The 13,126-nt window shown below is 44.9% G+C and carries 9 protein-coding genes; 7 read left to right on the forward strand and 2 right to left on the reverse strand.

Translation table 11 applies throughout. From position 1 onward, the window contains the following. Positions 1-109: 109 nt before the first annotated feature. Complete coding sequence (locus tag ACFFJH_RS07275) at positions 110-745, forward strand: 2-dehydro-3-deoxy-6-phosphogalactonate aldolase (RefSeq protein ID WP_390211304.1); 636 nt, start codon at positions 110-112, stop codon at positions 743-745. A gap of 318 nt (positions 746-1,063) precedes the next feature. Further along, the gene (locus ACFFJH_RS07280; protein WP_390211306.1) at positions 1,064-4,039 is read left to right on the forward strand and encodes a TonB-dependent receptor plug domain-containing protein; all 2,976 of its coding nucleotides are present in this window, start codon (positions 1,064-1,066) and stop codon (positions 4,037-4,039) included. 99 nt (positions 4,040-4,138) lie between these two features. On the opposite strand, the gene ACFFJH_RS07285 is transcribed toward ACFFJH_RS07280, so the two are convergent. After that, the gene (locus ACFFJH_RS07285; RefSeq protein ID WP_390211307.1) at positions 4,139-4,597 is read right to left on the reverse strand and encodes a rhodanese-like domain-containing protein; all 459 of its coding nucleotides are present in this window, start codon (positions 4,595-4,597) and stop codon (positions 4,139-4,141) included. A gap of 593 nt (positions 4,598-5,190) precedes the next feature. On the opposite strand from ACFFJH_RS07285, the gene glnA reads away from it, so the two are divergent. From glnA to ACFFJH_RS07310, 5 genes are all read left to right on the forward strand, one after another. Then, entirely contained in the window at positions 5,191-6,606 is a 1,416-nt protein-coding gene (gene glnA / locus ACFFJH_RS07290) for a type I glutamate--ammonia ligase (protein ID WP_390211308.1), read from the forward strand. 161 nt (positions 6,607-6,767) lie between these two features. Then, the gene (locus ACFFJH_RS07295) at positions 6,768-7,244 is read left to right on the forward strand and encodes a DUF4124 domain-containing protein (RefSeq protein ID WP_390211310.1); all 477 of its coding nucleotides are present in this window, start codon (positions 6,768-6,770) and stop codon (positions 7,242-7,244) included. Positions 7,245-7,391: 147 nt separating this feature from the next. Then, the gene (gene glnL, locus ACFFJH_RS07300) at positions 7,392-8,453 is read left to right on the forward strand and encodes a nitrogen regulation protein NR(II) (protein ID WP_390211312.1); all 1,062 of its coding nucleotides are present in this window, start codon (positions 7,392-7,394) and stop codon (positions 8,451-8,453) included. 57 nt (positions 8,454-8,510) lie between these two features. After that, positions 8,511-9,962 (forward strand): nitrogen regulation protein NR(I), encoded by a 1,452-nt coding sequence (gene ntrC, locus ACFFJH_RS07305; protein ID WP_390211330.1) that lies wholly within the window; start codon positions 8,511-8,513, stop codon positions 9,960-9,962. Positions 9,963-10,200: 238 nt separating this feature from the next. Continuing rightward, positions 10,201-11,028: an HDOD domain-containing protein gene (locus tag ACFFJH_RS07310; RefSeq protein WP_390211314.1), complete on the forward strand. Its 828-nt coding sequence runs from the start codon at positions 10,201-10,203 to the stop codon at positions 11,026-11,028. A 116-nt stretch (positions 11,029-11,144) separates the two neighbouring features. Here the strand turns inward: ACFFJH_RS07310 and ACFFJH_RS07315 are convergent, their stop codons facing one another. Then, the gene (locus ACFFJH_RS07315; RefSeq protein WP_390211316.1) at positions 11,145-12,767 is read right to left on the reverse strand and encodes an NAD(P)/FAD-dependent oxidoreductase; all 1,623 of its coding nucleotides are present in this window, start codon (positions 12,765-12,767) and stop codon (positions 11,145-11,147) included. Positions 12,768-13,126 lie beyond the last annotated feature (359 nt).

The raw sequence follows: 13,126 nt of genomic DNA on the forward strand, positions 1-13,126 counted from the left end.
GTCTATTACTTTTATAGGCGATACGCCGTATTTGTATTCTTGTCAGTACGCTCTCACCATGTTATTTTGGGTGAGAGCGTTTTTCTTTGTTTCTACTACAAAAATTTCTATGAACTCTAATCTATCAAGCTACCTATCACCGATTCCTTTGATTGCGATTTTGCGTGGCATACAAAACAATGAATGCGTCGCTATCGCACGCACGATTTACGATGCAGGTTTTCGTTGTATAGAGATTCCATTAAATTCGCCAGATGCGATTGCCAGTATTCGCTTACTGGTAGAACAGTTGCCCAAAGATTGTTTGATTGGAGCGGGGACGGTAATGACGCCTGATCAAGTCGCTGATGTGCATCAAGTGGGCGGGCGCTTGATCGTGATGCCACATGCCGATACGGCAGTAATTCGTGCTGCAAAATCTTTGGATATGCTGTGTACACCTGGCGTGGCTACCTTGACCGAATCCTTTGCCGCCTTACACGCAGGAGCTGATGCTTTGAAACTATTTCCCTCCGAAAGCGTGCCACCCTCGGTATTGAAAGCGTGGCGTACCGTATTGCCAGCGCAGACGATATGTTTGCCAGTTGGCGGCGTAAAACCAGATGGACTGCAAGTGTATGTCGATGCTGGCGCGCAAGGATTTGGCCTAGGTTCAAATTTATATAAAGCGGGATGGAGTGTTGCTCAAGTGAGAGCGAGTGCTGATGCCTATGTCCTCGCGTGGCGTGCTTTGGCTATGGCTTAGCGCTTCGATATTTTAGCGATCTGTTTTTTACGATCTGTTATTTGAAAAAGTAGCGCGTATTTAGTTGGGGTATTGAGTAGCAGTATTTAGCGAAAAATATTCTTCAATGAGTGCGCTCTTTCTTACTGTCTTTTCTTCGGTATAGTCATCTAATTTTTCTTGATGATGGCTTAAACATTCCTCGCTGTTGCGCTCCTTATTTTTCCTTTATCTTTCATTAGTACGACACACTCTGTATGCCTGCGTGTTCTTATTTTGTGCATGTCATCCTGATGGTGTCCTTACATTGGCATCGATATTCAAACAAAGGAGACAAGAATGAAACTGAAAAAAATAGTGATTGCCTTGACTGCGGTGGGATACGCTTCCATCGCTTGTGCTTATGCGCAAGAGGCGCAAGAAAAACTTGAGAATAAAGAAGAGAAAGTACAAAGAGTTGAAGTGACAGGCTCTAGTATCAAACGTGTGAACGCAGAAACTGCGTCCCCAGTGCAAATTATAGATTCCAAACAAATTGAAAATATGGGAGCACGCACGCTGTTGCAAGTGCTTGATAATCTGCCTGCAGCTCGTCCCGCGCAACAAGATTTCCGTTCTATGTTCACCGGTTCTGATGGTGCTTCACAAGCGAATTTACGTGGGCTGGGAGCGCAAGGAACTTTGATTTTATTGAACGGACGTCGCTTGTCTTTTTATGGCGCGCCCGAAGGCTTTCAAACGCAATTTGTAAATATCGATGCGATTCCCGCTGCTGCAATTGAACGCATGGAGGTGTTAACTGACGGCGCTTCTGCGGTGTACGGCTCTGACGCTGTCGCAGGCGTGATCAATATCATCACCAAGAAATCTTATAAAGGTATGCAAGCTAGCGCGACCTTTGACAGTTCACGCGATGTCAAATCGTATGGCGAACGTCAGGCCAGCGCTTTGTTTGGTTTCGGTGACTTAGCACAGGACAAATATAATGTTTATGGCTCGGTGAATTTGTATAAGCGTGATCGTATTGCTTTAGAAGATACTTATTTGAAGCGTCCGGATCAATTTTATAAAAATAATCCTAGTTTCATCAGTAATTTCCGCATCACTGAAGGCAGTCAGCCTGGGCAATTAAATCCAGGTACCTTATTTGTGTTTGATAAGAATGCGAATAATAAGCGCTATCAACAGGCGGCACCCGGCTGTTCTACTTTTATTACCGAAGGCTCAGGCACACGCTGCGTTTGGAATACTTTACCTTACTCCTTAGATACCGGACCGAAGTCTGATCGCGCAACTCTTTTTGTCAGTGGTCGCGTACAACTGGCGAATGATTGGGAAGGGTTTGGTGAAGTTGCTTACACCGACATTGATATGCGTGGTGAGAACGGTCCGCGCTCCTTTAGTAGTGGTGGCGGTACTGCAAACTGGTATTCACGCAATACGGGAACCTCGCTTAACACCTTTACCTATCCTTACTTGGGGCCGAACAATGTGTACCTGAAAAACATGAGTGCCGATCTAAAGGACAAGATGGGCGGTGCGGCAGGTTTGACGTATTTGATGCAAGATGCTAAAGGCCACTTCGGCCAGCAAAATACCGATAAAACTTATCGCGCCATGGCGGGTGTGCGTGGCTCTTTGGGGCAATGGGATTTTGAATCAGCTTTGGCGGTTGCGGGCAGTCATTCCACGTTGTATCAAACGATCAATGTGAACAAAGATGGATTCGAAAAAGCCTTCGGTCCGTTCACGGTTGATCCTGTGACAAAACGTACTTATATCGCCGATAATCCAGCCTACCAATTTGGCGTGATCAGCGATAAAAACGCAGAGCTTTTACGTCAAGCTTATCCGACTTTTGATATTCAATCTTGGACTAAATTAGTCACTTGGGATGCCAAGCTTGAAGGTAGTTTATTCAAAATGCCAGCAGGTGATGCGCGCGCGGCTTTTGGTGTGAACTTGATGCGTGAAGAGTTTGAAACGCCGGGCAATAAAGATGCTGCCGACGGTAAGATCACGCAACAAGGCGGTTCTTGGTTTGATGGCTCACGCACGATCGCTGCGGTGTTTGGAGAAGCCATCTTTCCTTTGGCGAAAAATTTAGAAGTGAATACCGCTGCGCGGATTGATAAGTATCCGAATTTCGCAGCTAACTTGGCACCAAAAATTGGCGTCAGTTATCGTCCAATCACAGATTTGCTGATACGCAGTACTTACTCGCAAGGCTTCCGGGCGCCGAACTTGGCGGAGTCTGGTGTAGGCGGTGTGTACGCGCAGCGTGGTGGTATGCGTGATACCGTGCGTTGTGATGAGACCAATGCTATTGCAAAAACTTTGATGAAATCGGTCAGTGCTACAGATCAAGAGTTGGGCAAGTCTTTATTAAACTCTAATTGCAGCATTAATATCGGCGGCTTGACACCACCTAATCCGAATTTACAACCGGAAAAAGCCAAAATCAGTACCCTAGGATTAGTCTATCAAGCGAGCAAACAGTTCGATATCTCGGCTGATTATTGGTTCGTATATCGTCGCAATGAAATCGTGCGTCAGGATTTTACCGAAGTTTATGATCAGGCCGTCGAGAAATACGGTCCAGCTTTGATCGGTGCGCCGAATGCAGTACGTGCCCCGATTACCGATTTTGATAAAGCAAATATGGCGGCTGTCGCGAGCATGTGCGCCAACGCGGCAAATGCGGCCGCTTGTGCGGGTGGTGTGCCTAAGTATTCAGTAGGTATTTTGGCAGGGCTGACCAATAAGTATATGAATCGCGGTCGTACCATGATAGACGGGTTTGATATTGATGCGCACGCGCGTTTTAATCTCGGCGTTTATGGCAAACTGAACTTTGGTTCGTCAGCGACGATCATGAATCGCAATGCCTATAACGGTGATGATGGTTCGGGTTTTTCGCAAAATTATGTCGGTTATTACGGTAATCCAAAATTGCGCGCGAACTTAAACGTTGATTGGCAATATGGTGATTTCACCACTAGCGTGTTCGTCAATTACACCGGTGGTTCGAAGTGGGCCTATGACAAGAATGACGAGGAACATAATAACCCGCAATCTTGTACTGCGGCCGATGTTGCCGTCGCGCCCAATAATTGCGGTGGTGCGCCTGCATTTAAAACCGTGAGTTTAAGTCTGGGCTGGACACCTGTTAAAGATCTGCGTTTGGGTTTGAATATCAAGAATGTTTTGAATACCAAACCCTTCTATGATCCTTACGGTTGGGAAGGTTATAACCACGCTTTGAATTTGTTTGGACGTGTGATTAGCGTCTCAGCGAGTTACAAGTTCATGTAATTTGTAAACAGATTGTTGCTTCCTGTTGGGCTTCGTTTTATTCAGTACCAAACTACACCTTATAGGTTGGCGCTGAGCAGAGTGAAGCCCAACAATTTTCTAAGCACCCAGCCAAGGCAAATCCGCCGAACACCAGCCACCTACCGTTTTGCGATGGCCATGGGCATCCTTGTCTCCCTCAAAACCTTGCAAAATATCAAAGCACGCCGTATAGCCATGTTCCGTGGCTAACTTGGCGCCGTGACGTGAGCGCACTCCGGATCGGCATAAGAACAAGATAGTCGCGTTCTTGTTGATAACGGCGCTTTGCAATTGCATCAGAAAATCAGGATTGGGTGTGCCGTCTGGGTAGAGACTCCATTGGACTGCTTTGTGCTGTTCTTCTGGGAGATTGACTCGGCCAACCCAATCTCGCTCTGCATTGGTGCGGACATCTAGCAGTATTACGCTGTTATCAGCCTGGAGTAAAAGATAGGCTTCTTCAGGTGTCACGGCACCTGCATACGGCAGATTTTGTTCCAGTCCGCGTTGTTTGGCTTTGTCGATGAGCTCCTTCATAGCATTCCTTTATGTGTTCTTACCGTTTTCGTTAGTGATCTTGCGGACATTGATCCTGGCGGCTAATGTCCAGACCGTTGATAGTTGAGTTTGCAATTTACTTTGATTTAAGAATCTTACCAAAAGACTTGTGCGTTGCGCGGTCAAAGCTTGATTCAAAAACAAAGTGAGATCTAATGCTATTGTTTAAAGTGCCATTTCAGGTAATATTGTTGCTGCAAGTTAAGCACTGTTTTGGTGCATTATTTTTGCACTAAATTAGTGCTAATGGAAATGTTGGCGTCAATTTGGTGCGCTATGTATTTTGCGAATTAATTAATAAATTATGCTGATTTTGATTTTTCCATATAAAACAATGACTTAATAATGCTGATTTTGTTGTCTCCTTTTACTTGTACATGGCACGCTTTCTGCTAATATCCTCGTCGTATTCTAGTTTCCTATTTGCATTGTGATGGTGCGTTTTGAAATGCCAAGGTCATATGGTAGGTAGAAAATGAAGAAAAATCGCAGTGATACTTGTATTGATGCAGTAGCTCTAGTAGTTCCTACACTTATTTTTGAACGTTTTTTGAACGATTGAGGAGTTTCAAATGGCAATGACCCCAGCAGAAGTGTTGAAGATGGCGAAAGACAACGAAGTTAAATTCGTTGATTTCCGTTTCGCGGATACTCGCGGTAAAGAACAGCATGTTACTGTGCCAATTTCCGCATTTGATATCGATAAGTTCGAATCGGGTCATGCGTTTGACGGTTCTTCTATCGCAGGTTGGAAAGGTATCGAAGCGTCCGATATGCTTTTGATGCCAGATCCAAACACAGCGAATATTGATCCATTCATGGAAGAAACGACATTGTTCATGCAGTGTGACGTGATTGAGCCCGCAGATGGTAAAGGTTATGATCGCGATCCGCGTTCCATTGCAAAACGTGCTGAAGCTTACTTGAAATCCTCTGGCATTGGCGACACAGCTTACTTCGGTCCAGAACCAGAATTCTTTATTTTTGATAGCGTACGCTGGAAAATTGACATGTCTGGTTGCTTCGTGAAAATTGATTCCGATGAAGCTTCTTGGACAACGGGCGAAAAACTTGAAGGCGGCAATACAGGCCATCGTCCAACGGTCAAAGGCGGTTACTTCCCAGTACCACCAGTTGATAGCTTCCAAGATATGCGTTCAGAAATGTGCTTGATTTTGGAATCCTTGGGTATTCCAGTTGAAGTGCATCACCATGAAGTAGCTGGCGCTGGTCAAAATGAAATTGGTACTAAGTTTTCTACTTTGGTAGAGCGCGCTGACTGGACGCAAAACTTGAAATACGTTGTATGGAATGTTGCGCACACTTACGGCAAGACAGCGACTTTCATGCCGAAGCCTATCGTTGGTGACAACGGCTCTGGTATGCACGTGCATCAATCTATCTGGAAAGACGGCAAAAACCTGTTCGCAGGCGACGGCTATGCAGGTTTATCTGATTTCGCTTTGTACTACATCGGCGGTATCATCAAGCACGCTAAAGCACTGAATGCAATCACTAATCCAGGTACAAACTCTTACAAGCGTTTGGTTCCAGGTTATGAAGCACCAGTGAAATTGGCTTACTCTGCGAAGAACCGTTCCGCTTCTATCCGTATCCCATACGTAGCGAATCCAAAAGCGCGTCGTGTTGAAGCGCGTTTCCCAGATCCACTGGCGAATCCATACTTGTGCTTCTCTGCATTGATGATGGCTGGTTTAGATGGCGTGCAAAACAAGATTCACCCAGGAGAAGCAGCATCGAAAGATTTGTATCATTTGCCACCAGAAGAAGACGCATTGATCCCAACAGTATGTGCCTCTTTAGAAGAAGCTTTGGATGCATTGAACAAAGATCGCGAATTCTTGACACGTGGCGGCGTATTTAGTGACAGCATGATCGATGCTTACATCGAATTGAAGATGCAAGAAGTGCAGCGTATGCGCATGACTACGCATCCAGCTGAGTTTGATATGTACTACTCACTGTAATTAGTGGTCTATAGAAAGCGGGGTATGCCCCGCTTTTTTGTTCTGTAGTCAGGTTTTATTGGCAGAGTAAGCGCGAGTCGTGCTTGAAATGAGCTTGGCAATTGTGAAAAATCGTCGCTTGGCATACACTAAGCCCGTTATTTACCACGAAGCGACTCACTATGAAGCAATATTTGATTGGTCTAAGTTTCTTGTTTGTCTTTAGTTCTTCTGCTTATGCACAGATCTATGTCTGTACTGATGCGAATGGCAAGAAAGATTATCGAAATACCGGTGTGACCAAGGGATGTAAGTTATTAGATTTGCCTAGCAGTGCGGTGCCTGCGCCCGCTAGTGCGAATAAAAAAACAACTACCGCGAAATCAACTGCCAGCCCAGCTAATTTCCCCAAAGTAGATGATAGTACGCAGAAAGCGCGTGACTCAGATCGCAAGCAAATTTTGATTGATGAATTGAAAGTCGAAGAACAAAAATTAGAAGCGCTTAAAAAGGAATATAACGGTGGCGAAGTAGAGCGTCGAGCTGATGAACGGATGCCCTCCAAGTATGTAGAACGTGTTAATAATCTGAAAAATGATATTGCGCGTACCGAAAAAAATATTGAGGCACTAAAACGAGAGATTGGCAACCTTAAATAAAATTTTGATCTATGTAACTCAGCTACGGTTGCCATAGCTGGCACTAGGTCGCATTAGGTCGCAATCGCGACCTTTTTCATTTTTATCATGCTTAATTTTAGTGGTCCTTAATTTGAATAATGTTTAGATTGCATAATGCTTGAGTCCATGAATCAATTTGCTGGATTAGATTTGCTAGCGTCTTCCGTGCTGGTGTTAAATCCACAGGGTTGTATTGTGTATGCGAATCCTGCGGCAGAAAATCTATTAGAGCGACCGTTTAAATTACTGCTCAATACCCAACTCAGTAATTTATTTTTGAATGGTGTTGAACTTTTGGATGGGTTTCAACAAGCTATAGAGCATCAGTTTGCTGACAAGCGCCAAGATCTAATATTGGAACGTAACGGCCGAGAGCCGTTGCATGTCTATAGTATTGTGACTGCCTTGGATCTACCAGACACGCCAGTGTTGATTGAGTTGCGCGAAAATGTCCAACAGTTAAAGTTGGATAGAGAAGAGCGCATGCAAGATCAAAATAAAGAAAACAAAGAGTTGATCCGTAATCTAGCGCACGAAATTAAGAATCCTTTGGGTGGCATTCGTGGAGCAGCACAACTTTTGGAATTGGAGTTGCCAGAGCGAGATGCCAAAGAACTGCGCGAGTACACCCAAGTCATTATTAAAGAGGCGGATCGTTTGCAGGTTTTGGTAGACCGTCTATTGGCCCCGAATCGCCTGCCGCAGGTCATCGCTGATGTGAATATTCACGAAGTATGTGAGCGTGTGCGCAGTTTAATGCTGGCGGAATTTCCCAAAGGTCTATTGATTAGGCGGGACTATGATTTATCCATTCCAGAGTTTCGTGGCGACCAACAGCAGTTGATTCAGGCTGTCCTAAACATTGCACATAATGCAGCGCAGGCGCTCGTCATGCGAATGTCGGAAGGTGATGCCGAGATTATTTTTAAAACCCGGGTAGTGCGCCAAGTGACCTTGGCTAAGGTACGTTACAGGCTGGCATTAGATTTGCATATCATTGATAACGGCCCTGGTATTCCTCCCGCGATTCGTGACCGGATATTCTATCCTCTGGTTTCTGGACGTGACGGTGGAAGTGGTTTGGGTCTGACATTGGCGCAAGCGTTTATTACGCAGCATGCAGGAGTGATCGATTGTGAAAGTCGACCTGGTTGTACTGACTTTCGTTTATTGATTCCATTACCTTAAGTGGGTTCCCTGCTGGTGCGCTATAACTGAATTTACTCTTTGGAATACTAAGTAATGATGAAAACCATTTGGATTGTGGACGATGATGATTCGATACGCTGGGTTTTAGAAAAAGCCTTGGCGCGCGAAGGTCTGGTAACACGTAGTTTCACGAACCCTGATGATGTGTTGCTCGCCTTGGATGAAGAGCAGCCGCAGGTCTTGGTTTCCGACATTCGTATGAATGGTGCCTCTGGACTTGATTTGCTCCAAACAATTAAGCAGCGGCTACCGAGTTTGCCGGTGATTATCATGACGGCCTTTTCTGATTTGGATTCTGCGGTGGCTGCATTTAAGGGTGGTGCGTTTGAATATCTCGCGAAGCCATTTGATTTATCCAAGGCCGTTGAGTTGATTCGTCGGGCTCTAGAAGAAAGTGCGCGCGAGACCAAGATAGAGCAAATTCAAGATGTCGAGACTGAGATACTTGGACATGCCTCAGCTATGCAGGAAGTATTTCGCGCGATTGGTCGTTTGTCGCAGTCCAGTGTGACCGTGCTCATTACGGGGGAGTCCGGTAGTGGTAAAGAGTTAGTTGCGCGGGCTCTTCATAAACACAGTCCTAGAGTTAATCAACCATTCATCGCGCTAAATACCGCAGCTATCCCCAAAGACTTATTAGAATCTGAATTATTTGGACACGAACGTGGTGCGTTCACTGGTGCGCAGACCGCACGCCGTGGTCGTTTTGAACAGGCCGAAGGAGGCACTTTATTCCTCGATGAGATTGGCGATATGCCGTTTGATCTGCAGACGCGTTTATTACGAGTGCTGTCAGATGGGCATTTTTACCGCGTAGGTGGTCATCAACCTTTGAAAGCCAATGTACGTTTGATCGCAGCGACGCACCAAAATCTCGAAGCTCGGGTAAAGGAAGGAGTCTTTCGTGAAGACTTATTTCACCGCTTGAACGTTATACGTCTTCGCGTGCCAAGTTTGCGTGAGCGACGTGAGGATATTCCAGTGTTAGCAAAACATTTTTTAATGCAAAGTGCCAAGCAACTAGGCGTTGATGCCAAGCGTTTGTCAGATCATGCTTTGTCATATATCTCCAATCTAGATTTCCCCGGTAACGTGCGGCAATTAGAAAACTTATGTAATTGGATCACAGTGATGGCACCCGGCCAAGTGGTTGAAATTTTGGATTTGCCTGTTGAACTTTTACCTGCTGATCCAGCGGTGCCAACGCACAATTTAGGTGCAAACCATGCACTCGAAGTTGGCGCTATATCCCAGAGTGGTTCGTCTTGGAGTCTCGCATTGGAACGTCAGGCAGGGCAGTTATTGAATCAGGATGTGGCAGAAGTCATGAATAAGTTGGGGCGTGAATTTGAAACCGTGTTGATTAAAGCCGCTTTGAGACATACTCATGGTCGAAAGAATGATGCAGCGATCCGTTTGGGTATAGGTCGAAATACGATCAGTCGCAAAATTCAGGAACTTGGAATTGAAGGTGTGAAGGAAGAATGAGGACTAGATGAGTTGTCGTTTTTTTGTAAATATTAATTGATTGCAAATGTTCCCCTAAGGTATTTTACAGAGTATGATTTCTACGTGTGGATGGCGATAATTGGTTTGAAGCGAGTGCATACGCTTCTTGGATTTTTAATCAATTTAATCCGCACTAAGTTTTCATCTTCCTGAGATTGGCTTAGCTCAGGTCATTTTTGATGGTGAAATAATTTGCTGTAATACTTAGGGGATTTTTATGAATTTCGACGCATTATTCCAGCAACAAAACGCATTGCCTACGATTCCTAAAGTGGTGCAAGAAGTCATTGATAGTTTTAATAATGAAGATGTTTCGATTGACGTGATTGCCGGTAAATTGGCCGCCGATCAGGTGCTTAGTGCGAAGTTGTTGCGATTGGCAAATTCTTCCTACTACCACGCCTCACGCAGTGTTGGTACCGTAGATGATGCAGTTTTAATGTTGGGATTCATGACCGTTCGGACGCTGGTTATCAGTAGTGGTTTAACCGGTGGATTTAAGGCGATGCCGGGTGTCGATTTAAAACAGTTTTGGCGTTACAGTATGCACACGGCGGTCATCGCAAAATGGATCGCCAAGAAAGTTCAAGGCAATTCTGATTTTGCTTTTACGGTCGGCTTAATGCATGCGATCGGTCAATTGGTGATGCATGCGGCAATGCCAGAGCAAACGCTACAGATTGATAAAATCGCGGGCCCTTTAGATTCGCGACGCTTGGATGTGGAAAAAAGCTCGTTTGGTTATGACTATTCGGATGTTGGTGCAGAATTAGCCAAACGCTGGCGCTTTCCTGATAATTTTGCCAGTGTCATTAAAGCTTTTCCTCAGCCTTTATCTCATAATACTTTTGAGCCTATGGCTGCCGTTATTCATTTGGCTGTGTGGTGTGCTCGTGCCGAAGAGAATAAATATTCGCGCGAAGAGCGTGAGGCCACGATTCCTAATGAGGTTTTAGCTAAATTAGGACTGAACGCTTCCGTTTTATTGGATGACATGCCTCCCGTCGCAGAATTAGCGGCTGGTCTGGAAGATTTGGTGAATTAGATTTTTTAAACTGCTTATTTTCTGCTACGAGCTTATGTTCGGGTGGTATCAACTTGCAGGGATTGGCTCGTAAGTGACTCGCAAGAGAGTGGCTGAAAATTTTTCAGCCACTTTTTTTATGCGTATTTCTTTTCCAGATTAAGCGCCAAAGCTTCGGCTACTTTAATTCCATCAATTGCTGCCGAAAGTATTCCTCCGGCATAGCCCGCGCCTTCGCCTGCTGGGTACAAGCCCTTCGTATTCAAACTTTGTAGGTCGTCATCTTTTCGCTTAATGCGAATTGGTGAGGAAGTCCTTGTTTCGACGCCCGTGAGAATCGCATCGTTTAGCGAAAATCCTTTAATTTGTTTGTCAAATTCAGGAATCGCTTCTCGCATCGCTTCGATTGCAAATGCAGGTAATGCATCAGCCAGATTGCATAAAGTAATACCCGGTTTGTACGAGGGAATAACACTGCCAAGTTCAGTCGAGGGGCGATTGGCTAAAAAGTCGCCTATCAATTGTCCCGGTGCATTATAAGTGCTGCCTCCAAGAAGAAATGCCTTGCGCTCTAATTCTCGTTGCAGTGCGATGCCTGCTAAAGGATTGCCGGGGTAATCAATTTCAGGAGAGATGCCGACAACGATGGCGCTATTGGCATTGCGTTCATTGCGCGAATATTGACTCATGCCGTTCGTTACTACGCGTCCAGGTTCTGAGGTGGCAGCTACTACCGTACCGCCAGGGCACATGCAGAAACTATATACAGAACGATCATTTTTTGCGTGATGAACTAATTTGTAATCAGCTGCACCCAAAATTTTGTTACCGGCGTTGGGGCCAAAGCGGGCTTTATCAATAATTGACTGCGGATGTTCAATCCTAAAGCCAATGGAGAATGGCTTAGCCTCTACATAAATTCCCTTGGCATGTACCAATTCAAATGTGTCGCGCGCACTATGTCCTACCGCCAACACGACATGGTCTGTTTGAATTTTTTCGTGGTCGTTGGTAGTCAGTCCGTAAATTTCACCATTTTTTATATCGAAGTCAGTTACTTTTTGTTCGAAGCGAATTTCCCCGCCCAATTCAATAATATTGGCACGCATTTCTTCAATCATCTTTACCAAGCGAAAGGTGCCGATGTGAGGTTTGCTCACGTACATAATTTCTTCTGGTGCGCCAGCCTTAACGAACTCAGTTAATACTTTGCGACCATAATGCTTAGGATCTTTGATCTGACTGTAAAGCTTGCCATCGGAGAAAGTTCCCGCCCCACCTTCGCCGAACTGCACATTGGATTCAGGATTGAGTTCGCGCTTGCGCCACAGGCCCCAAGTATCTTTGGTGCGTTCTCGAACCGCTTTGCCACGTTCTAATACAATAGGTTTAAACCCCATTTGCGCCAATATTAATGCTGCGAACAATCCGCAAGGTCCAAATCCGACAACCACTGGCCGAGGATAATTGCCTTCCTTTGCATGCGTTACAAACTTGTAGCTTGTATCCGGTGTTTTGGTGATTTTATTTTGGCCTTGTATGCTTTTTAATTTATGTAGCAAGGCTTCATCGTCTGCCACTTCTGCATCGATGGTATATATAAGTAGGATGGCAGTCTTTTTGCGTGCATCATAACTGCGCTTGAAGATTGTGAAACTAATCAAATCCTCAGCGCTAATTTTTAGGCGTGCAAGAATGGCCTCTTTTAAATCAGCATCGGTATGGTCAAGAGGAAGTTGTATGTCAGTAAGGCGTAACATAATAAGCGTGCTCAATAAATCAAAGGCGTATTTTAACTGTTACTGAATAAATGCCCCAAATAATCTGGGCTTGCACAAAAGGACTAAAGTTTGCTATAGTTCGCCTCCCGCAGAAATGCGGGTGTGAAATAAGAGAAGTGCAGGCGGTAAAGCGTTGATTTTCCTGAGGTTTAAATCGAGTAGTAAGAAACGATTTAAATCAAAACAAAAAACAGGGGGTTGACGAGAAGTTAGAAGTGCTGCATAATCTCGTTTCTCTGCTGCTGACGAACACAACGCTTCGAAGCAAAAGCAGAAAAGAATTGAAGATCTTTAACAATTAACAGTCAATAAATGTGGGCACTTGATAGTGATAGCGA

This window comes from Affinundibacterium danionis (genome assembly GCF_042432465.1).
Taxonomy (GTDB): domain Bacteria; phylum Pseudomonadota; class Gammaproteobacteria; order Burkholderiales; family Burkholderiaceae_D; genus Undibacterium; species Undibacterium danionis.